Annotated in this window: 22 protein-coding genes and 2 pseudogenes; 13 read left to right on the forward strand and 11 right to left on the reverse strand. The window is 61.8% G+C overall.

From position 1 onward, the window contains the following. Nucleotides 1–173: 173 nt before the first annotated feature. Entirely contained in the window at nucleotides 174–1,454 is a 1,281-nt protein-coding gene (locus tag ASD00_RS18525) for a sugar ABC transporter substrate-binding protein (RefSeq protein WP_225906524.1), read from the reverse strand. A gap of 206 nt (nucleotides 1,455–1,660) precedes the next feature. Between ASD00_RS18525 and ASD00_RS18530 the strand changes: the two genes are divergently transcribed. Together ASD00_RS18530 and ASD00_RS18535 are read left to right on the forward strand one after the other, a co-directional pair. Continuing rightward, nucleotides 1,661–2,449 (forward strand): IclR family transcriptional regulator, encoded by a 789-nt coding sequence (locus ASD00_RS18530; RefSeq protein WP_057208037.1) that lies wholly within the window; start codon nucleotides 1,661–1,663, stop codon nucleotides 2,447–2,449. A gap of 117 nt (nucleotides 2,450–2,566) precedes the next feature. Continuing rightward, complete coding sequence (locus tag ASD00_RS18535) at nucleotides 2,567–3,403, forward strand: amidohydrolase (RefSeq protein WP_057208039.1); 837 nt, start codon at nucleotides 2,567–2,569, stop codon at nucleotides 3,401–3,403. A gap of 117 nt (nucleotides 3,404–3,520) precedes the next feature. Here the strand turns inward: ASD00_RS18535 and ASD00_RS18540 are convergent, their stop codons facing one another. The 5 genes from ASD00_RS18540 to ASD00_RS18560 all read right to left on the reverse strand — a co-directional run bounded on the left by ASD00_RS18540 (nucleotide 3,521) and on the right by ASD00_RS18560 (nucleotide 7,723). Continuing rightward, the gene (locus ASD00_RS18540; RefSeq protein ID WP_057208041.1) at nucleotides 3,521–4,657 is read right to left on the reverse strand and encodes an ABC transporter substrate-binding protein; all 1,137 of its coding nucleotides are present in this window, start codon (nucleotides 4,655–4,657) and stop codon (nucleotides 3,521–3,523) included. After that, a complete protein-coding gene (locus tag ASD00_RS18545) occupies nucleotides 4,654–5,814 on the reverse strand; it encodes a CaiB/BaiF CoA-transferase family protein (RefSeq protein WP_025428733.1) in 1,161 nt (386 codons plus the stop codon). The genes ASD00_RS18540 and ASD00_RS18545 overlap by 4 nt, the downstream gene beginning before the upstream one ends. Before the next feature lie 8 nt (nucleotides 5,815–5,822). Continuing rightward, the gene (locus ASD00_RS18550) at nucleotides 5,823–6,374 is read right to left on the reverse strand and encodes a MaoC family dehydratase (RefSeq protein ID WP_025428732.1); all 552 of its coding nucleotides are present in this window, start codon (nucleotides 6,372–6,374) and stop codon (nucleotides 5,823–5,825) included. A gap of 271 nt (nucleotides 6,375–6,645) precedes the next feature. Continuing rightward, nucleotides 6,646–7,197, reverse strand: a complete 552-nt coding sequence (locus ASD00_RS18555) for an MgtC/SapB family protein (RefSeq protein ID WP_057208043.1) — start codon at nucleotides 7,195–7,197, stop codon at nucleotides 6,646–6,648. A 115-nt stretch (nucleotides 7,198–7,312) separates the two neighbouring features. Then, nucleotides 7,313–7,723, reverse strand: a complete 411-nt coding sequence (locus ASD00_RS18560; RefSeq protein ID WP_107027273.1) for a pseudoazurin — start codon at nucleotides 7,721–7,723, stop codon at nucleotides 7,313–7,315. Nucleotides 7,724–7,987: 264 nt separating this feature from the next. Between ASD00_RS18560 and ASD00_RS18565 the strand changes: the two genes are divergently transcribed. From ASD00_RS18565 to ASD00_RS18585, 6 genes and pseudogenes are all read left to right on the forward strand, one after another. Then, nucleotides 7,988–8,569, forward strand: a complete 582-nt coding sequence (locus ASD00_RS18565) for a MarR family winged helix-turn-helix transcriptional regulator (protein ID WP_244496086.1) — start codon at nucleotides 7,988–7,990, stop codon at nucleotides 8,567–8,569. A gap of 15 nt (nucleotides 8,570–8,584) precedes the next feature. Further along, entirely contained in the window at nucleotides 8,585–8,821 is a 237-nt protein-coding gene (locus ASD00_RS40160; RefSeq protein ID WP_146160878.1) for a hypothetical protein, read from the forward strand. After that, the gene (locus ASD00_RS18570) at nucleotides 8,808–9,356 is read left to right on the forward strand and encodes a peroxidase-related enzyme (protein ID WP_057208047.1); all 549 of its coding nucleotides are present in this window, start codon (nucleotides 8,808–8,810) and stop codon (nucleotides 9,354–9,356) included. The genes ASD00_RS40160 and ASD00_RS18570 overlap by 14 nt, the downstream gene beginning before the upstream one ends. A gap of 53 nt (nucleotides 9,357–9,409) precedes the next feature. Next, a pseudogene (locus ASD00_RS18575) lies at nucleotides 9,410–9,883 on the forward strand (TlpA disulfide reductase family protein); the annotation flags it as partial. 98 nt (nucleotides 9,884–9,981) lie between these two features. Continuing rightward, nucleotides 9,982–10,689, forward strand: coding sequence for a glutamine amidotransferase (locus tag ASD00_RS18580; protein WP_198956849.1), 708 nt, complete (start codon nucleotides 9,982–9,984; stop codon nucleotides 10,687–10,689). Then, entirely contained in the window at nucleotides 10,679–11,389 is a 711-nt protein-coding gene (locus tag ASD00_RS18585) for an MOSC domain-containing protein (RefSeq protein ID WP_057208052.1), read from the forward strand. The genes ASD00_RS18580 and ASD00_RS18585 overlap by 11 nt, the downstream gene beginning before the upstream one ends. 49 nt (nucleotides 11,390–11,438) lie before the next feature. On the opposite strand, the gene ASD00_RS18590 is transcribed toward ASD00_RS18585, so the two are convergent. Further along, the gene (locus tag ASD00_RS18590; protein ID WP_244494254.1) at nucleotides 11,439–12,872 is read right to left on the reverse strand and encodes an FAD/NAD(P)-binding protein; all 1,434 of its coding nucleotides are present in this window, start codon (nucleotides 12,870–12,872) and stop codon (nucleotides 11,439–11,441) included. Beyond that, nucleotides 12,869–14,038, reverse strand: coding sequence for an FMNH2-dependent alkanesulfonate monooxygenase (ssuD, locus tag ASD00_RS18595; protein WP_057208056.1), 1,170 nt, complete (start codon nucleotides 14,036–14,038; stop codon nucleotides 12,869–12,871). Before ssuD ends, ASD00_RS18590 begins: the two co-directional genes overlap by 4 nt. 185 nt (nucleotides 14,039–14,223) lie before the next feature. On the opposite strand from ssuD, the gene ASD00_RS18605 reads away from it, so the two are divergent. The 4 genes from ASD00_RS18605 to ASD00_RS18620 all read left to right on the forward strand — a co-directional run bounded on the left by ASD00_RS18605 (nucleotide 14,224) and on the right by ASD00_RS18620 (nucleotide 17,687). Continuing rightward, on the forward strand, nucleotides 14,224–14,772 hold the full coding sequence (locus ASD00_RS18605; RefSeq protein ID WP_057208060.1) for a flavin reductase family protein: 549 nt from the start codon (nucleotides 14,224–14,226) through the stop codon (nucleotides 14,770–14,772). A gap of 177 nt (nucleotides 14,773–14,949) precedes the next feature. Further along, a complete protein-coding gene (tauA, locus tag ASD00_RS18610; protein ID WP_057208062.1) occupies nucleotides 14,950–15,957 on the forward strand; it encodes a taurine ABC transporter substrate-binding protein in 1,008 nt (335 codons plus the stop codon). 99 nt (nucleotides 15,958–16,056) lie between these two features. Then, complete coding sequence (locus tag ASD00_RS18615; RefSeq protein ID WP_057208107.1) at nucleotides 16,057–16,854, forward strand: ATP-binding cassette domain-containing protein; 798 nt, start codon at nucleotides 16,057–16,059, stop codon at nucleotides 16,852–16,854. Continuing rightward, on the forward strand, nucleotides 16,851–17,687 hold the full coding sequence (locus tag ASD00_RS18620) for an ABC transporter permease subunit (RefSeq protein ID WP_057208064.1): 837 nt from the start codon (nucleotides 16,851–16,853) through the stop codon (nucleotides 17,685–17,687). The genes ASD00_RS18615 and ASD00_RS18620 overlap by 4 nt, the downstream gene beginning before the upstream one ends. A gap of 19 nt (nucleotides 17,688–17,706) precedes the next feature. Here the strand turns inward: ASD00_RS18620 and ASD00_RS18625 are convergent, their stop codons facing one another. From ASD00_RS18625 to ASD00_RS18635, 3 genes are all read right to left on the reverse strand, one after another. Further along, the gene (locus ASD00_RS18625) at nucleotides 17,707–19,113 is read right to left on the reverse strand and encodes an FAD/NAD(P)-binding protein (protein WP_057208066.1); all 1,407 of its coding nucleotides are present in this window, start codon (nucleotides 19,111–19,113) and stop codon (nucleotides 17,707–17,709) included. Between the two features lie 343 nt (nucleotides 19,114–19,456). After that, nucleotides 19,457–20,065, reverse strand: coding sequence for an alpha/beta hydrolase (locus ASD00_RS18630; protein ID WP_057208068.1), 609 nt, complete (start codon nucleotides 20,063–20,065; stop codon nucleotides 19,457–19,459). A gap of 264 nt (nucleotides 20,066–20,329) precedes the next feature. Further along, nucleotides 20,330–20,572: a hypothetical protein gene (locus ASD00_RS18635; RefSeq protein ID WP_057208070.1), complete on the reverse strand. Its 243-nt coding sequence runs from the start codon at nucleotides 20,570–20,572 to the stop codon at nucleotides 20,330–20,332. Nucleotides 20,573–20,614: 42 nt separating this feature from the next. Between ASD00_RS18635 and ASD00_RS18640 the strand changes: the two are divergent. Beyond that, nucleotides 20,615–20,901 (forward strand): annotated as a pseudogene (locus tag ASD00_RS18640) (molybdate ABC transporter permease subunit); the annotation flags it as partial.

Here is a 20,901-nt window from a genome sequence, read left to right on the forward strand (position 1 = left end):
TTCCTGAGGGTGACATCACAGTGCCGCGCGTCAGATATGACGCGAAAAAGACGCTGCAAGGCATTAAACTTGCTGCATAATCCTTCCTGACCATTTCCGATCCAGGGAGTTACGCAGTAAATGACGAAGGCGGCGCCGACACCTTGGTATCGGCGCCGCCTTCCTGTCTCTACTCAGAGCTTTCCTGCGTCTTCCAGGATGCCGGTCGCCTTTTCGGCGGCAGTGTCGAGCGCTTCCTTCGACGTCTTGTCGCCGAGGATGGCGGCCTGGAGTTCAGGATAGACGGCGTTGGAGATTTCGATCCATTCTGCAGTCTGCGGAACCGGGAATGCATGCTTTGCCGCTTCCTGGAAAGCCTGCAACACCTCAGTCTTGTAGGCATCGCCCTCGGCGGCCTTGATGTTGTATTCCCAGACGGCGGTGCGCGTCGGCAGCGGACCGGTCGCCGATTCCAGCTTCTGGCTATCCTCGTTGGTCAGCCACCAGACGAGCGAAGCTGCCGCTTCCTTGTTGGCGCAGTCCTCGGTGACCGAGAAGCCGTGGTGCCCGGACCAGCCCGTGCGCTTGCCCGAGGAACCTGCCGGCTGAACCTTGACGCCGACATTGCCGGCAACCTTCGACGACTTCGGATCGTTGAAGAAGCTCGCCCAGCCAGGCCAATCGAGATTGACGGCGATCGAGCCGGAAGCAAAGCCCTGGCCGAGATCGTCCCAGAGGTAGTTGGTCGTGCCCGGAGGAACGGCCTTGTCCTTGTAGAGCTTGACGAACCAGTCGAGCGCCCGGATGCCGGCTTCGGAATTGAAGGCCGGACGTCCATCCTTGTCGAGGTATTCGCCACCTTCGGCGACCAGCATTTCATAGAAGCGGCCATTGATGGCCTCTTCCTTGCCGGCAAACTGCGTACCGTAGAAGTTCGGCGGGGCCGCGAAGAATTCTGCCTGGTCGCTGACCTGCGCCCAGGTATCCGGCGGCGTGAGGTCGTAGCCGTATTTTTCCTTGAAGGCGGCCTTCTTGGCATCGTCCTGGTAGAGGCTCTTTTGATAGTAGAGCGCCGACACGTCGAACTGCGCGCGTGGAAGCATGACGAGCTTGCCGCCGAGCGTCGAGGCGTCGATGACAGCCGGCACGAACTTTGCGATTTCTTCCGGCGGAAGCAGTGCCAGGAGATCGGTATAGATGTCGGGGTATTGCGGGGCGAAGGAAGAGTGGTTGGAACCGACGCACCAGCTGATACCGCCCGTGGCGATATCCGACTTGATCTCCTTGTCGAGTTCGAAGTGATTCTTCTTCGACAGGATATTGACCTTGGCGCCGGTCGCCTTCTCCCATTCGGCGATGCGCTCATAGAGCTTTTCGTATTGCTGTCCGCCGATCAGCTTGGCGTCGATGGTGACGCCTTCGAACTTGCCGGGCAGTTCCGCGGCGCTGGCCGCTCCCACTGCGCAGGCAAGCATGATGACTCCGGCCGAGACGCCGGAAAGCAGCCTGTTCATAACCTCTCCTCCACTGTAGCGCGCCCTCATCCCGGCCCGCATTTCTCATTTGTGAGAAACTAATTCATATACAAACAACAATTTTATCGCTCGTCAAGGGTGAACTTTCTTTTGTCGGCGGCTTTCTCTGCGTATATGGATATCGATATTCACTAAGGAGGACGCCCATGGACACCGAAGAGTCCGATCGCTACCGCGCCCCCGCGCTGGACAAGGGACTTGATATTCTCGAACTGCTGGCGAGCGTCGATGGAGGCCTGACGCAGGCGGAAATATCGAAAAGGCTCAATCGGAGCCCGAACGAATTCTACCGGATGCTCGACCGGCTCGTGCGCCGCGGCTACGTCACGCGAATCGATGGCGATCGCTATTCCCTGACGTTGAAGCTTTTCGGCCTGGCCCAGCTTCACGCACCGGTGCGGCGGCTGGCCTCCTATGCGACGCCACTGATGCGCGATCTTGCCCAGCGGTCGAAGCAGGCCAACCAGTTGGCCGTGTTCGATCGCGGCTCGGCCGTGGTCATCGCCCAGCAGGAAGCGCCTGATTACTGGGGTATCTCAATCAGGGTCGGCTCGCACATCAGCCTGTTCGATACTGGCTCCGGTCACATCCTGCTCGCCTTCCGCACGCCGGAGGAGCGGGAAATGATGATCGCCGAGCACGCGCGCAGCAAGGACGAGATCTTGCTTGGTCCGGAATTCTATGCCCGGCTCGACCAGATCCGCGAGCGTGGCTACGAAATGATGGCAAGCGCCCAGACGGCCGGCGTCTACAACCTCTCGGCGCCCATTCTCGGGCCTGACGGCCGTGGCATCGCGGCATTGACCATTCCCTATATTGCGCTGGTCAATGCGCCATCTGCGCCTGATATCACCGAGACGATCTCGCTCCTGCGCAGCGCGGCAACACAGCTTTCGGTGCTCGCGGGATCGGATGTGGCGCAATCGTCGGAATGAGCAGGTGCCGGATCTACGGTCGGCACACGACGTCCGCGATCGCTGCATACTGTCAATTTCTTATTTGAATGATCTCTTCTCGTGTGAGAGTGTGAGGCGTATGGAGGAAGCCGCATCGTGATCGTTGATACCCATCTGCATCTCATCAACAAGTCCGCGTTGACCTATCCCTGGCTGACGGGCGTCCCGGCGCTGGATCGGGATTTCCTCTATTCGACCTATGAGGCGGAGGCCCGGCGTGTCGGCATCGGCACGGCGTTGCACATGGAAGTTGACGTCGATCCCGGCGAAATGGAGCTGGAGACGTCAGAAGTTCGGCAACTCTCGCAAAGAGCGGGCAGTCTGCTCAAGGGGGCAATTGCCGCGTGCCGGCCGGAAGAGGACGGCTTTGCCGCCTATCTCGAACGGCAACAGGACGATCCCCTCGTCAAGGGGTTTCGCCGTGTCCTGCATGTGGTCCCGGACGATTTGTCGGACGGCGCCCTCTTCCGCGAGAACATCAGGCGGCTTGGCGGTAACCGTTTTACCTTCGATCTCTGCGTCCTGCCGCACCAGATCCCCAAAGCGATTGCCCTTGCCGATCTCGTGCCCGATCTGCAGTTCGTGCTCGACCATTGCGGCGTTCCCGATATCCGCAACGGCGCCGAACATCCCTGGCGTGACCATATGCGCGAGATCGCAAAGCGGCCGAACGTGGTTGCCAAGATATCCGGCGTCGTCGCCTATGCGGATGAAAGCTGGAATGTCGAGACGCTACGACCTTACGTCGAGCATACGATCGCTACTCTCGGCTGGGACCGCGTCGTCTGGGGCAGCGATTGGCCCGTCTGCACGCTCGGCGCCAACCTTTCAACCTGGGTTGCGACCACTCACGCGTTGCTGGAGCACTGCAGTCCGGACGAGCGGACAAAGCTGCTGTCGGCAAACGCACGTCGAATCTGGAATCTCGCGTAAGGAAGCAACGCGGCCCATTGTGGCCACCCACCCTCACGACAAAGCCTGAAACCGCTAGGTCGGCCTTTTTTGCTGAACACCGGAGATGAGCCGATCGCTTATCTCCGGTGTTTCTCTTTACGCCGCCGCGAAGCTTTCGGTGAAAAGCCGGTTGAGATCGTCAACGACCTGTCGCGCCATCTCCTTGCGCAATAGCCCGTCATTGATGCGATCCGAGGCCGCCTGCTGGAACGGCATGTAACCATCGTGTCGGGGACGCACCCAGGCGGTTTCGAGCGTCGCACGGGTCGCGCGATAAAAGTTTGATGTCGCCGCGTTCACCGCATCGTCGTCCCAGGCGTCGCCGTGTCCCGGCTGTCCGCCGCCAAAGGCGTAGGCCTGGCGCTGGACCGCACCGCTTGCAACCCAATAGGCAAAGTCGGTCGCGGCGTCGATGGACGACGAGAAGCCGGAGACGGCAATGCCCGTTCCGCCAAGCGCCGAACCGCTTGGGCCATGCTGGCCGGCGACCGGAATGTCGCCAAACCGGATGAGCGACGGCCGGAAACCGGCAACCGAGTAGCTGACGTAGCCGTAGATTAACGGCGCGCAGGCGGCTTTTGCCTCCGGGGCCGACATCGCCTCCAGCACCGCGATCGGATCCATCGCGAAGCAGGCGGGGTCGATCAGCGATACAAGCTCGGAGAGCATCTCGAAGGCGGCAACGCCTCCGTCACGGTCCACCAGGTCCGCTTGTCCGCTCACTGCGCAGGGGTGACCGAGATTGCCGCAGAGCGTGTAGAAGCTCATCAGCGAATGCGGCGGTCGCAGCGGCAGCAGCACCGCACCCTTGCGCGCGAGGTCCAACATGCCGGACCAGCTCGAAACACGCTCTCCGAGATCAGGGCGCCAGGCCTGGACCTGTGCCGCGGCATCGATCGGAAAGGCCCATTGGCGCCCGTTCCAGCTGTAACTCGGATAGGATTGCCCGACCGACCCGGCTGCAAGCACGGAACGTTCCGCTTCTCGACCGGCCACATCAAGAGGCGCAAGGCACCCTTCATTGGTGATCTGCCCGACATGCGGGTGATCGATAACGATCAGATCGTATGCCTTGGCGAGCTCCTCGACCGGATAGGTCTCGAAATCCTGCAGCGAGCGCTTCTCCCAATGGATGGCAACCCCGGTCTTTTCCTGCCAGAGTCTCGAACACGCCACCATGGGGTCGTAACCGCGTGGATGGCTCCACGTCATGCCCTTGAGGGTGACGGTCATAGGCCGAACTCCTTGCGGATCGATGCACTGTGTTCGCCGATTCTGGGGGCAGCGCGATCGACCTGGGCGCGCCGACCGTTGACCCGCAGCGGCGAACGCGTGGTCAGGATTGACACGTCGTCTTCGCGGTTGACCGTCTGCAGCATGTCAAGGGTGCGGAAGCCGTCGCTTTCCAGCAGTTCGTTCCAGTTGAGCACGCGAGCGCACCAGATGTCGGCCGGCTCGAGCACGGCCAGCCAATGGTCCACCGTGTTTTCGCCGATGCGCTCGGCGATCAGGGCCTTGATCTCGTCTCTTGCGGAAAACCACGAAGACGGGTCGTCGCAATAGGGCGCGAGCTGCGGCATCTCCAGGAGGTCGGCAAGTTTCGAGATCGGCGTCATCGCGATCGCGAGGTAGCCGTCCTTGGCGGGGTAGACCCCGTAGGGCGCCGACAGATAGGCGTGGGCGCTGCGGAAATCCGAGCGCTTCGGCAGCCGCCTGCCGTCGTTGAGATGGGTCGTCAGCACCTCGAACTGGAAGTCGACCAGCGCTTCGAGCAGGCTGGTTTCAATCAGGCTGCCCTTGCCGGAGATGCCGCGGCGGACGAGACCAGCAAGAATGCCCTGGGCGGCTGCAGCGCCGGCAAGCATATCGCCAATGGCAAGACCGAAGGGGACCGGCCCTTGCGCTTCGTCGCCGTTCAACCACATCACGCCGGAGCGCGCCTGCGCCAGCAGGTCCTGACCGGGCCGCTTGACCCAAGGGCCCTCCTCTCCATAACCGCTGATCGAAGCGTAGACGATGCGCGGGTTGATCGCCCGAACGGCCTCGTAGTCCAAGCCCAGCCGTTGAATGACGCCAGGTCGGAAGTTCTGGATCAGGACGTCGGCCTTGGCGAGCAGCGCCTTCAGCGCCGCGACATCGGATTCGTCCTTGAGATCGATTGCCAGACTTTCCTTAGCGCGATTGATCGCATGGAAGATGGTGGAATCGCCACCGATCTCGGTGTCGCTGAGATAGAGGCGGCGCGATAGATCGCCGCCATCCGGGCGCTCGATCTTGATGACGCGCGCGCCCAGGTCCATCAGCCGTAGAGAGCAATAGGGACCGGAGAGAAACTGGCTCATGTCGACGACGACAAGGCCGGCCAAAGGCAGTTCGTTTTCCTCGTGCATCGCTGTTCTTATTTCTCTGTCTTGCCGACGAAGTCAGCCGGATTGTTGTACTTCACCGTCTGCAGATGCTCGCAGTAGAGCACCAGCTCACCCTCGTTCTTGAAGACCTGATAACTGGCCCGGATCAGGCCAAGCTCCTTGTAGCGCGGTGTTTTGTCCATGTTGGTGCGGATCGTGTAGATCGTGTCGCCCAGAAAGACCGGCTTGATGAAGCGCAGCTTGTCATAGCCGTAGGAAAAAGCGTTGACGCAGTTGGTGGCGACGAGGCCGAGGCCGGCCGAAAAAACGAAGGCGCCAGCCACCAGTCGGCGGCCGAAGATGCCTTCCCGTTCCGCGAACATCTGATCCTGGACATAAGGGTGGATGTCGACGACCAGCGTGTTGAACAGGTGGCTGTCGCTCTCGGAGATCGTCCGGCGCAACGAGCGGATGCGCTGGCCGACCGGCCAATCCTCGTAAAACCAGTTTTCGGCATTCCACACCGGAAGGGCAGCGTGATCCTCCGGCATGTCGGTGGGGCGTGTCGTAGACACGCCAACGGTTGGCGAGAATTCATTCATGAGAAAACCCTGCGCTGGCTCGTATCCGCATTGGCAGCTGGCAGCGAGTGGTCGCGCTTATCATATGGGCGCGGCTGTGCTGGTTGGGCATTATCTCCTCCATGAATTTTCTTATGTAAAGATACTGTTCACATATGGAGGCTTTTTGCAAGATGCAAATGACCATTGCGCCCGGCCTGATCTGCCGGCCAAGAAAGCCATGGATCGAAAGAAACGCTGCAGAGCGGTGAGTGAAAAATGGTGCCGTCCCAAGCGGCGCAGGATGCGAAATCTATCGGGTGCTCTTGCGGATGCGGCTCACCTTCTCGTCGCGAGGCTTGGATGCCTGAGGTTGAGGGCCGGGTTGCTCTTCCTCCTCAACTACCGCTTCGAGCCTGCCGACGACGGAAAGAACAAGAAAGGCGGATCCTGTCGCAAAGGCAGCGATGATCCAGTGGCCGAAGCCGAGAGCGAGGCCAATGGCGCCCGCCAACCACAGACTACCGCCGGTCGTCAGGCCCTGGACCTGTCCGCGCGACAGTACGATGGTGCCCGCCGCAAGAAAGGCGACGCCCGCGGTGACCGCTTCAACGACGCGCAAGGGATCGATCCGGACCCGCTCGTCTATGAAGCCCTTCATATAGACGCTTTCAAGCGAGATGACTGCAAAGGTGCAGGCGGCGAGGCACACGAGCATGTGCGTCTTGAGACCGGCCGGGCGGGCTTTGGCTTCACGCTCGAAGCCAATGATCGAGCCCATCAGCAAGGCCCCGAGAATGCGCGCGAAGATGACCGGATAGGGAATCTGCGACGGCGGAAACATGTCTGCTACGATTTGCTCCATGCGGAACCAACGCGAGTGCTTCGCATTGGTTCCGCATGATGGCGCCGCCTTCCGCCCGGTGGGCGGCGCCGTCGAGCGGCCCGTCCCCGCCCGCTCGTTTCAGTGTGGCTTTGCTTTAGTTGCCGAGTGCTGTGAATGCGGCGTCCAGCCGTTCCTGCGCCTTCTTCGGGTTCTTGGCGCCCTTCGCCGCTGCGAGGTTGGCCGGGCTGTCGCCGACCTGAACCACGCCGACCATGCCCATGCCGTAGTGCGGCGTGCATTTCACGCCGTAGATGCCGGGTGCAGTGAAGGTCACCTTGTAGTTTTCGTTGATTTTGCTCTTGAATGCCTCTGCGCCATCCGGGATCATGCCCTTGATCGTTTCGACGTTGTGGCCCTTGTCGGTCGGGATGAACGTCACCGTGTCGCCGGCCGCAACCTTCAGCGACGCAGGTTCAAACACCATCGCGCCTTCCTTGCCCTTGTTGAGCATGTGCACTTCGAAATCCGCGGCGGTTGCGGGCGCAGCGATAAGCATGACCGCCATTGCGAGGCCCAATCCGCTCTTGATTGCTTTCAACATCGTCTTCTCCGTTTGACCGAGCAGCCCGTGCTTGGGTTGTTCGCCGCAGTATTAGTCCGAAGGCCGTGCACCTAATTTGATGCGCGTCAAATTGGATGCGGATTCCCGGCGACGGTGAATTGACGCTAATTAGGACTCCTATATATATCAGGAATGGCAAAGAACACGACGACACCGCCTGCAATTATCGACCGCATAGGCGACGGGTTCGCACGGATAGCGACGGCGATGCGGACCGAAGCATGGACGGCAGCCGACGTGATCGGGTTGAACCCGACACAACTGCAGATCCTGATCTTTCTGGTGGGCCGTGGCAAAGCTGGCATGCGCGTCAAACAGATCGCAGCCCATCTCGGCGTCAGCCAACCGACTGCGACGGATTCGATCAATGCACTGACGCGCAAGGGTTTTGTCGAGAAGCTGGCGGACCCTTCGGATGCGCGGGCCGTAGCGGTGGCCGCGACGGCCGAAGGCGAGGCCGCCGTGCGCCGCGCCGGCATGATTGCCTCGGCGACAGACGCTGCCTTTGCGTCGCTATCGACGCTCGGACAGGAAGATCTGCTGCTTCATCTGGTCAAGATCATCCGCACGCTGCAGGCGTCCGGCGCCATCCCGGAACAACGCATGTGTGTGAACTGCCGATACTTCCAGCCCAATGCCTATCCGGGTTCGAAAGAGCCGCACCATTGCGCCTTCGTCAACGCACCGTTTGGCCAAGCGGATTTGCGCATCGATTGCGGCGAATACGAAACGGCAGACGCCTCAAGCCAGGCCGCCGCCTGGAAGATATTCAACCGTGGCGCGGCCTGAGGTGGGGCAGATGCAATGAAGGACACCACCGACCCATCATTTGTTTCGACCAATGCACCGGCGCTGCCACGCCCCAGCGTGCTGACGTCGGCACCAGGACAAACCGCTTCACCCTCGGGACCAAAGGATTTCACCGCATTCAAGCGCGCTTTCGGCCCCGATGATGTCGGCGCCGGCCCGTCGACTGCCATCGGCGGACCGGCATTTTCTCCCTCCATGCAAATAGAAAGAGAAAACCATGAGCAGAATTAATCTAGTTGACCCCAAGACGGCAACCGGTGCCAGTGCAGAACTGCTGGGCAGCATCCACGCGGCCTTCGGCGCGACACCGAACATGTTCAAGGCGGTGGCCAATTCCCCGGCGGCACTTGCCAGCATGTGGGGTTCGTTCGGCGCGCTTGGCAATGGCCGGCTCGGCGCCAAACTCGGCGAGCAGATTGCCGTCGCCGTCGCTGACCGCAATGATTGCCACTATTGCCTGGCGGCGCATACGGCTCTCGGCCGCAAGGCCGGCGCGACAGCGCAGGACATGGCTGACGCCCAACGCGGCCACTCCGCTGATCCGAAGACCGCGGCGGTGCTTTCATTCGTCCGCATCCTGGTCGACGAACGCGGTCAGGTCTCGGATGCTGACGTCAAGGCGTTGCGCAATGCCGGCTTCGACGATCAGGACATTGTCGAGATCATCGCGCACGTGGCGCTCAATCTCTTCACCAACTACATCAACGTGGCCCTCGCCGTGCCGGTCGATTTCCCCGGCGTCAAGCTCGTGCGCGAAGCGGCCTGACATCCCGCCGGGCAGGTCCTGCCTGCCCGGCCCCTCCCAAAAGGAATGGCCTCATGATCGCTGATCTCTCAAATCAGGCGCCGGAACTGGACGTGAGCAACTGGTTCAACACCGCAACGCCGCTGAGCCTCGGCATGCTGCGCGGACGCGTCGTCTTCATCCACGCCTTTCAGATGCTTTGCCCCGCCTGCGTATCGTACGGATTGCCGCAGACCCAGCGCGTGCAGCGGCTGTTTCGCGACACCGATCTCCAAGTGATCGGCCTGCACACGGTTCTCGAACATCATACGGCGATGGGTCCGGAGGCCCTCAAGGCGTTCATCCACGAATACCGTCTAAGCTTTCCGATCGGCGTCGACGCGGCATCACCCGATACGCCGATACCGCGCACGATGCAGGGCTACGGCATGCGTGGCACGCCCACGACCATTATCATTGGCCGCGACGGCAAGGTCCGCCACCATCGATTCGGGATCGAGGACGATCTGCTCGTCGGAGCTTGGCTGGCGACAGCACTTGCAGAACCGCTGCCGGCAACGACTGTGCCGGTGGACATCGCCGGCTGCACGACTGACGGCTGCGCAATTCCCGATGAGATTTCACGTCGAATAGAGACAGGAAAGCGATGACACTGAAATCGGCCCTGGTGATCAGGCATGTTCATTTCGAGGATCTCGGCACCTTTGCCGCTCCCCTTCGCGCTGACTACGGGATAGAATACCGCGATGTCGGAACTGCCGATTTTCTGGATTTCGCGCCGGACGCCCCCGACCTTGTCGTTGTACTCGGCGGACCGATCGGCGCCTACGAGGACCGGACCTACCCGTTTCTGCAGCGGGAGGTCGAGGTGCTGGCAGCACGACTGAAGACCGGTCGGCCGACCCTCGGCATCTGCCTTGGCGCGCAGCTGATTGCGCGCGCAAGCGGCGCGCGGGTCTTTCCATTGGGGATCAAGGAGATCGGTTTCGACCCGATCAGCCTTAGCGAGGCCGGCCGTGCTTCTCCGCTTCGTCATCTGGATGGCGTGCCGATGCTGCATTGGCACGGCGATACCTACGATCTTCCCGCCGGCGCCACTTTGCTGGCGTCGACCCCAAAGACCGTGCAGCAGGCGTTTTCCATCGGCAACAATATTCTCGGGCTTCAGTTTCACCCCGAGGCGGATGCGGGAGTGGCGTTTGAGCGGTGGCTGGTCGGTCACGCCTGCGAGCTGGTGGCGGCAAAGATCGACATCGGAAAACTTCGCGACGATGCGACGCAATACGGGGCCACACTAGCGACGGCCGCCGACTCGATGATGACGGCATGGTTGGAGCAGTTGCATGCGGCCTGAGCAAATAAAGCCGATTGCCCTCAATGCATTGCTGGTGGGTTCACTGACCGCCATCGATGAACGCGGGACGCAAAGCGGTATCGACAAGAAGCCGGTCGCCGGGGCGTTGCACCTGTCGCCGACCGGCTTCGTTGGCGATCACCAGGGCGACCTTAAACGACACGGCGGCATCGAGAAGGCTGTGCACCACTACCCCGGCGATCATTACCGGCTCTGGCGGTCGGAGATCGGCCCGGCAGCGGTTCTCGATCACCCTGGAGCGTTCGGCGAAAACCTGTCGACATCCGGACTGACGGAAGATGATGTGGCCGTCGGAGATCGGTTTCGCCTGGGCCGTGCCCTGCTCGAAGTCAGCCAGGGCCGGCAGCCGTGCTGGAAACTGAACAAGCGCTTCGGTCAAAGCGACATGGCCCGCCGTGTCCAGCAATCCGGTCGCACCGGATGGTACTACCGCGTGATCGAGGAAGGGCGCGTTTGCGCGGAAGACGCCCTCGCTCTGGTCGAGCGCCGATACCCGACTTGGACCATCAGGCGACTCTGGCATTACCTCTACGTCGACACGATGAACCGGGACGCCCTTCAGGAGATTGCCAACCTCGATATCTTGCCGACGAACTGGCGCGACTACGCGATCAAGCGGCTGGCGACCCGCAAGGTCGAGGACTGGACGCGGCGTCTTGAGGGCCAGCACGAAGGGTAGATGTGGCCCCGGCTTGCTTGCCCGGCAAACGTAGAAAGCCTGCTCTGTGTCAGGCGATTTGCACCGCAGGCCTCGACCGGGACTGGCTTGCGAGACGCTGCGCGACCTGATGAGCGACGAAGATCGCATGATCATTCACCTGCGGCAGCCCCATCAACTCGCCGAATGTGCCGCGGGCAAGCGGGCCGGCGATGAAAAGCGCGTCGTCGCTTTTTCCGTCGCGGTCGGCTGCGCGGCTTTGTTCATCGCAGGCAAGGCCGAGACCCACCCCATCCAGTTGCAAATGGCCAGCATCGGCCATATCGGCCAGCCAACCCTGGCTCCTGAGGATAGCCGTGTGCGCCGGGCCGGTGGTCACGACGCAGGCGTCAAATGTCATCTGCTCGCACTTGCCGGTATGACGGTGTCTAACCTCGGCGGTGATGGTCTCGCCGGCCCGGGCTATCTCTTTCACCGATCCGCCAAGAACCCTCACATCGCCGTGGTCAAGCCCTTGGCCGATGACCGCATCTATCTGTGGTGCGACCCGGAAGCGATGCACATCCCAATAGGGCCTCAGGTGGCGAACAAGTCGTTTTCGCTCCGGGATAGGTAGGGCTCCCCAGATTTCGCCGCCCTGGGCGCGCAACGCGTCGAAAACCGCGTGCCAGCTATGACCCGCCGTCGGCGCCTCCTGAACTGCCTGGCGTATCCTACGCAACAGCGAACGAGCGGTTCGCGAAGGATCGGTGACGAAATCGCCAAATGGCTCCTGCGCCGTTGTCGCGTGTCCCCTCGACCGAAGCCCCCGGCGGGAAAGGGCGGTGATCGGCCCTCGGTGGCCGTTTCGTCTGAGCGAGGCGATGACATCGGCCGAAGTCAGTCCGTTGCCGATCAGGAGGACGCGATCCTCCCCGCGGATTACGGATAGGGCGCCTGACAATGTCGAGTCGGCGACGAAACGTGGATGGCTGGCGAGCGCCTTGGCAATGTGCCGGGGTGCACACGGTGCCGGGTGGGTCGTGGCAACGATGGCGATGTCGGCCAGGATATCAGTTCCTCCATCGGCCGCGATCCGCCATTGCTCGCCCGTCCTGACGATCTGGGCCACCCGTTCGTGACAGTGCTGGACCTGACCGCTCCGAAGAAAAGGTGCGATGAAGTCGCCGACATAGCGGCCGAAGACCGCGCGCCGAGGGTAGAGATTCCCGTCTTCGGTCAGCGCATCCTGGTCGTCGCGCGGCTCACCTTCAGCGGCCAGCCAGTGCAGAAAATCGTCCGGCTCATCCGGTATCAGGCTCATGCGCGCCGCCGGTACGTTGATGCGATGCGCCGGATCGGAGGTGTCGTAGGCAAGACCGGCACCCAGGCGCCCCCGAGGCTCGAAGACGATGATATCGACCGCCTGACCGGTCGTGTTCTTGGCTAGGTTGGCGGCAACCGCCGCCCCGGTGAAGCCACCGCCGATGATTGCGACAACCGGTCGGCGGGGTCGACGCTTCACGATTGCGACACCTTTAGCTTGGGCCTGTGGTCGCCGGCAATGGTCTCGCCGAACGGACCGGTATTGATCGATGTTTCGCGCGCGGGAACCGCGTGACCCAGCGGCAGGTTTGGCAGCACGAGCTCGCCGAAGCGATAGGCCTCCTCCAGGTGCGGGTAGCCAGACATGATGAACGTATCGATGCCGATCTCGCGGTACTCTTCCATCCGCGCCTTGACCTGATCCGGATCACCGACAAGGGCGGTGCCCGCACCGCCGCGCACAAGCCCGACGCCGGCCCAGAGGTTGGGCGCCACCTCGAGCTTGTCGCGCCGGCCGCCATGCAACCGGCTCATACGACTTTGACCTACCGAATCCATACGCTCGAACACCTTTTGTGCCGCGGCGATCGTCTCGTCATCGACATATTGTATCAGGTCGTCGGCCGCCCGCCATGCTTCCTTTGCGGTCTCGCGCACGATCACATGCAGCCGGATGCCAAATGTAACTTCCCGGCCCTCGGCCTCAGCCAGTGCGCGCACTTCGGCAATCTTTCTGGCGACATCTTCCGGTGGCTCACCCCAGGTCAGATATTTGTCGATCGTTCTGGCCGCCACCTCCTGGCCCTTGCCCGAGGAACCGCCGAAATAGAGCGGCGGATGCGGCGTCTGCACCGACTGGAACAGCAGCTTGCCGCCTTCGATATCGAAATGTTTTCCCTTGAAAGTAACGTCTTCGCCGCGAAGGACTGATTTGTAGACGTTGAGAAACTCCTCGGTGACTTCGTAGCGCTCGCCATGCGACAGGTGGATGCCATCGCCCTTGTTTTCCGTCGGGTCGCCGCCCGTCACCACGTTGATCAGCAGCCGTCCCTCGGAAAGCCGGTCGAGCGTTGCCGTCATCCGGGCTGCCAGCATCGGTGAAAGCAGTCCAGGCCGCACCGCAATCAGGAAGCGCAGCTTCTCGGTCAAGGGTGCCAGGGCTGACGCCACCACCCAGCTGTCCTCGCAACTGCGGCCAGTGGGGATCAACACACCGTAGTAGCCCAGCGCATCGGCCGCCTGGGCGACCTGTTTCAGATAGTTGAGGTCGACATTGCGCCCTCCCCGTGATGTGCCGAGATAGCGGCTGTCGCCGTGAGTGGGCAGGAACCAGAGAACGTTGACTTTGTCAGGCGTGTTGCTCATGCGAATTCTCCTCGGACACGATCGACGGCAGGCGCCAGACAGGGCCGGCAGTCCAAAAAAGATAAACTCTATAAAATTTATTGACAATGAAAAATCCGGCGATCATTTTTGAGTAGAGGAAAAATTTTTTCCCGGATCGCGGCTTCACGACCGGGAAGCAGGTCAAATTTTTCGAGGATTTTGCCATGAACATCGCTCTCGCCGCTTCCAGTGCATTCACGACATCAAGTCATGCGATCGATCGCCCTAACCCCATCACGCCATCGGAACTGAAATCCGCCATGCGCAACCTGTCGGGTGGCGTCTCGGTCATCACCGCCGGTATCGGCGACGATCGCACAGGCGCGACGGTAACGTCGGCAACGGCGCTTTCGGTCGATCCACCGACGATGATCGTCAACATCAACCGGACGTCATCCACCTGGCCGGTGATCGAGCGTTACCAGCATTTCTGCGTCAACATTCTCGCAAGCCAGCAGCAGCACGTGGCCGAGCGCTTCGCGGGCTTTGGTGGTCTCAAAGGCGCGGCACGCTACGGCGGCGCAGACTGGCGGACCCTCGTCAGCGGCGCTTCCGCCCTGAATGGGGCACTTGCCGCGATCGATTGCGAAGTCGAGGAGATCATCGAGCGTCATAGCCACGCCATCATCCTGGGACGGGTCCTGGCGATTGCGGCAGGCTCAGGCGAACCCGTCCTCTACCACAGCGGCCGTTACGGCAGTTTCCTGCCGTAACTGGAGGGGACCACGTTCGAGCGGGCAAAGATGATGCCCAATCGACCGAAGTTTGGAATGGCTTCATACCCCGTCGCACAAACGGGGTATTTTTTATCTCTATAAAATCCATGGGTTTTGAGATTATCAATACAGGCTCCACGACGGGGCCATCGGCAAACCGTTGAGGAGCAGGCAATGACAATAGCAAGACGTACCCTTCTGGTATCAACCGCAGCGCTGGTGTTGGCGACGCAGGGACTGCTTGCGGCTCAGGCCGCGGACACCACACTGACCATCGGTTATCAGCCGATCGTCGAGCCGTCGCGCGTGCCGCAGGCCGATGGCACCTATGAGAAGGTGACCGGCGCGAAAATCAACTGGCAGAAGTTCGACGGCGGCGCCGATGTCATCGCGGCGCTTGCATCCGGCTCGATCGATATCGGCTATGTCGGCTCGTCGCCGCTGGCGGCTGCGGCAAGCCGGGAACTGCCGTTCGAAACCATCTTCGTCGTCGGCCTGATCAGCGACGCGGAAGCCCTGGCCGTCAAGGGCGTAAGCAAGCCCGAAGAACTCGCCGGCAAGAAGATCGCAACACCCTTCGTGTCGACGGCTCACTACAGCCTGCTGACGGCGCTGAAGCACTGGAACATCGATCCTAAATCGGTGGAGATCCTCAACCTGCGCCCGCCGGAAATTGCGGCGGCCTGGCAGCGTGGCGACATCGACGGCGCCTATGTCTGGGATCCGGTGCTGTCCGAGATCAAGAAGACATCGACCGTCTTGGCCACCTCTGCCGACGTTGCCCAGTGGGGTGGCCCGACCTTCGATGCCTGGATCGTCAGCAAGAAATTCGCCGAAGAACATCCGGATATCGTCACCGGGTTCGTCAAGGTGACCGGTGATGCCTATGCCGACTACCGGGCCAAGCCGGAGACATGGAATGCCACATCGGAGCAGGCCGAAAAGATCGCCCGCCTGACCGGCGCCAAGCCGGAGGACGTGCCCGCCCTGCTCAAGGGATATTACTTCCCATCGTTGGAGGAGCAGGCAACATCCGATCTTCTCGGCGGCGCAACGGCCAAGGCCATTGCAGAAACGTCGGCCTTCCTGCTCGAGCAGCAAAAGATCCCGGCAGTTCTGACCGATTATGGCCCTTACGTTTCGGCGCGCTGGGCGCAGGAAGCCGCCAAGCTCTCGTTCTGAGCAAGGCGGGATTGCCGCGGGAACGGTTGGCGACACGACTGAGGGCGTGAAACGCTAGCCCATCCTTCGGCCCACTTCATGGATCATGGGGACGACAAAATGTCCGTGCTTGCGCTCGAGAATATCTCTTTACGATACGCGCCTGGCGAAGGGCGATCGCAAGCGCCGCTGGTTCTGGATCGGATCAATCTGGAGATTGCCGGCGACGATTTCGTCGTGGTCATCGGCAGATCCGGTTCGGGCAAGACGAGCCTGCTCAATCTGGCGGCCGGCTTCTTGACGCCAAGCAGCGGCCGGATCGCGCTTGATGGCCGGTCGCTGTCCGGCCCCGGTTCCGGCCGCGCCGTCGTCTTTCAGGATGATGCGCTTTACCCATGGCTGAGCGCGATCGACAATGTTGCATTCCCTTTGCGCCTGCGGGGTGTCGGCAAGGACCAACGATTGAAGGAAGCCCAGTCGCTGCTGGAGCGCGTCGGTTTGCCGGATGCGGCAGAGCGCAAGGTCTGGGAGCTTTCCGGCGGCATGCGCCAGCGTGTCGGCATTGCCAGAGCCCTGGCTTCGCAGCCACGGTTCCTACTGATGGACGAGCCGCTCGGCGCATTGGATGCGCTGACGCGTGTGCGCATGCAAGGCTTTCTCCTGGACATGTGGCGGGCCAGCCGGGCCGGTGCACTGCTCATCACACACAGCATCGATGAAGCCTTGATGCTAGCGACGCGCATCGTCGTCTTGACCGCGAACCCGGGCCGGATCGCCAAGATCATTCCGGTCAGCTTCGGTCGGGACTATCTCTCCGGAATACCTCAAAACGAGCTGCGCGCCGCTGCCGAATTCAAGCGGTTGCACGATGATTTGACCGGTCTCATTCATTCCGAAGACGAAGGTGTGGCAGCATGACCCTTTCCCTGGAAGCGACGTCCACCCGCCCCGATCCAAGCGGCGAAATCGAGGTCAAGCCGCCACGCACGCTGCCCGTTCTTTGGATTTCAGCAGCAACCGTCGCTGCGCTGGTCGGCCTTTGGAGCCTCGTTTCCTCCTATGGCCTGGTGCCGCCGCTGTTCCTGCCATCGCCGCTCGCGGTCCTTCGGGCGCTGAGCGGCCTGACGCTGACGGGCTTTGTCGACGCGACACTCGCCCAGCATATCGCCGCCAGCCTTTCACGTATCTTCGGTGCGCTTGGTGCCGCGCTCATCCTCGGCGTGCCCGCGGGCCTTGCGATCGGCACCAGCCGTTGGGGCAAGGGCATTCTCGATCCGATCGTCGAGTTTCTGCGTCCGCTGCCGCCGCTCGCCTATCTGCCCCTCGTCATCATCTGGCTTGGTATCGGCGAGGCATCGAAGATCGCCGTGATTGCGCTCGCAATGCTGCCGCCGATCATTCTCTCGACGGCTGCGGGCGTGAAATCCGCATCGCCCGACCACATTAATGCCGCGCGCGCTTTCGGCGCATCGCGACGGCAATTGCTGCTGCATGTGATCCTGCCGGGCGCGCTGCCATCCATTCTCACCGGCACACGCATTGCGCTCGGCGCCGGTTGGTCGACCCTGGTTGCCGCCGAGCTCGTGGCGGCGACACGCGGCCTTGGCTTCATGATCCAATCGGCGGCCCAGTTCCTGGTCACCGACATCGTCATAGCCGGCATCGTGGTGATCGCTGCCGTCGCCTTCCTGTTTGAAGTCGTTGCACGACGGATCGAGCGGCGGCTGGTGCCGTGGTCGCACCACCGCTGACGGGCAACCACGGCTCTTCCTATGCAGACTTCTGCGTCACCCGGCGGCGCGTGGCGATCAATCGGGCGGCAGCATAGGTTTGCGTGACGATCTCGGGCACCAGATCGATATCGGGCAGGCTACCGAGACCCAGGGGGCCGATCGCATAGAGGTTGGCCGTTGGGTGGCTGTCTGAAAGCACCTCGCCTGCCGGGCTGACGGCGAGGCCGAGCCCGAGCTCGTCCGGCTGCGCCAGACCGCCGGCAAAGAGGTTCTGAATGACCGGGGCCTTGAGGTCAGGCGCAGAGCAGCGACAGTCGATGACCTGATCTGCCACCAGCAGATCTTCCTGCGGCGCTCCTGCCCAGCGGACCATGAGCCCGTCCGGCCGCCGCCGCCCGGCCCAGCCCTTGCGCACGACGGTGCGGCCGTCGGCCAGTTCCTGCTGCAGTCGCAGGTGCATTGGCGCCGGCAGGCGGTTGCGATGGCTGTCGTAGATCGAGCGCAGATGACGGTTGAACTGACGCTTCTCATGTTCTGGCAGAGCTTGCCACAGAGAACGCGCGCGGCGCCGGAGCCCGTTCATGGCGGCCTGCCAGCTCAGACCGTTGGCCTCCGCCTCGGCGCAGGCTTGCCTGACGAAGCGGACGATGTCGCGTAGCCTCGTCGGCATCGGATCCACCGGGAAAGTCGGCGCTGCTGAAAGCCGCGTGTGCGATTGCGGCAGGAACCCATGCCGCGAAATGATGGTGATCTCGCCGGCATAGCCGTTGTCGCGCATTTGCAGCAGGCGATCGACGACACGCACCCCGCTGCCGAGCAGCACCGCATGGCGCGGCACCACCAGACGCCGCGCTCTCACCAGGGGACGTTCATCGTCCGCAACCTCCATTTCAAGCGCGCGGATACCGAATCCGGTGGCGAGTACCGCAACGTCGCATTCGATCGAGCCTTCTTCCTGCAGGACCAGGAAGCGCCCGGATGGCAGCTTTCGCAGGCCCAGCACCGCCTGGCAGGAGAGCTGCATGGAGATATCCGGCCGCCGCGTCAACGCTTCGGAAAAGCGCTGGTAGACGTAGTCGCTGAAGATGCTCTTCGGTACGAAGATCTGCTGGAAGCCTGGAATGGCGGCTGAGACGGCGGAGCGAAAATCCTGGTTGGCACAGAGCCAATCGTTGAAATCCTCCGGCTGTCCGGCGGCCACCGACAGATCGCGCACGCGGCTATTGAGGATTTCGCCGCTCTGGGCGGCGGCCATGACCTGCCCGCCACTGATGGTCGGTTGCGGGTCAAAGAGATGAACATGAAATGCTGTTCGCACCGACTTCATCAGCGCGATCGCCATCATGATCCCCGAGAAGCCGCGGCCAATGATGGCAATGCGCGGCTTTTCCCGAGGGCTGTCACTGTCGGGCGAAATCTTGGCAAACAATCCGTGGACAGTCATGTGAGCTCCCTTGTGGCCCGACTGCGGTCAGTCGGCAAAGTTTGAAACGCATGGCTGTTCCGATCCCGAACACGGATCGGACCTTGGGGTATCGCCCAGCACCGAGATCGGCCGCTGACGGGGCTCAAATCTGCAGTGTCGGGGATGGTGCCGCCAGCCGCATGGGCCGGCGAGGAGGTATCCGTTGTTCTGGCTGGCCTGGCACCTCGGCACATGGTCATCCCTATACGGCATACTCTATAAAGTTTATGCGCTATTAAAACGCGATTTCCAGCGGACATCAAGCCCTTTGTGTCGCCCCTGCGTTTCGAGCCGCACGTAGAAGGTGAAACCGCGCCGGTATCTATCGGCCAGCGACGACGCGACCCTCCCGGTTTTCAGCGATTTGTGCAGCGCTCGCCGGGGGCTGTTCGCGCCGTGCGATGCCATTCAGGACTGTCAGCAGGTCGTAGCCGCGCGACCACCGGCCAAAACCGCTCGCGACATTGATGTGCCCGGCATGACCGAGATCGACGAGCCGGCTGCCCCAGCGGGTCGAGATGTGCCGCAATCGGTCGAACGACATATAGGGGTCGTTGAGGCTGCCGACGATCAGGCTCGGAAACGGCAACGGATGCTCGGGCATGGCGCCGAACGCGATCGAGCCGGGATGCAGCCGCCCCGTCACGTCTAGATCGCAGGGCGCCACCAGAAGCGCGCTTCTGATCTGCCGTGCCAGCGGTCGACGCGCCAGACTGGCAACGAGGATGCAGCCCAGGCTGTGGGCAACAACGTCCACGACACCGTGACGGAGAATGGTGCGCTCCAGCGCGTCACGCCACCGCTCGAGCACCGGATGGTCCCAGTCATCTTGCTCGACGAGCGTCGCCCGCGGCTGGTCGTCCAGCCAGTGACGCTGCCAGTGCCCCGCGCCCGAGCCGAAAAGACCGGGGATGATCAAGGTTTTTGCCATGGTATCAGCCTCTTGCGACACGGGCCAAGTGGCGGTGCGCCGATCGTCTTCCTATCAAACAATTCATGGGGCGATTATGCGAAGGCAACTGGCATGAGGTAAGCAAGGAATACCCAATATCCATAAAATCTATAGCATAGCTTTCTGCGGCTTTGAATCAGTGCACTGAAATTGCCGTATCGGCTGTGGAACAATGCTTGAGGCAGAGTGTTTCCTTTGACGCGTTTCTCAGCGAAATCAGTTTCGTTTTGAGGCCCCCGGCAGTCAAAAATTGCGTTGTTGGTGCCTGCGAAATTGATAGTTTGACGCGAGGACTTCGGCGGCAAGCGCAATCGAAGTTTTGAGGAGTGGTGCTGTGTTCGGCCAACTCGACAAGCCGGGCGAAAGAACAGCAAGGTTGGCGGCGGACCAGATAGGTTTTGCCCGACCGGCGGTGCTAAGGCGTCGGGTTTGTTTGAGCTTGATCGGAATGGCGATCGCCTGGTTGGAAACGGCCGGGTCGATCATTGAGGACCGCTTGGGTTTTTTGCCTTGGGCATGAGAGGTGAGTTGGATTTGAGAGAGCATGGCCACAACAGGCGCTGGCGGTTTCGTCAGCCGAGCGTGCTTCCGGGGTTCGGTCTGGCGCTCGGCGTCACGCTATTCTGGCTGGTGCTGATCATCCTCATTCCGCTGTCGGGCCTGATCTGGCGCTCGAGCGGCCTTGGCTGGTCGCAGTTCATGACGCTGGCACTCGACACCCGCACGCTCAATGCACTCAGGATCAGTTTCGGCACGGCCTTTGTCGCCGCCATCGTCAATCTGATCTTCGGCGTCATCCTCGCCTGGGTGCTGGT

Source organism: Ensifer sp. Root31 (assembly GCF_001424825.1).
In the GTDB taxonomy this organism is placed as follows: Bacteria; Pseudomonadota; Alphaproteobacteria; order Rhizobiales; family Rhizobiaceae; genus Ensifer; species Ensifer canadensis.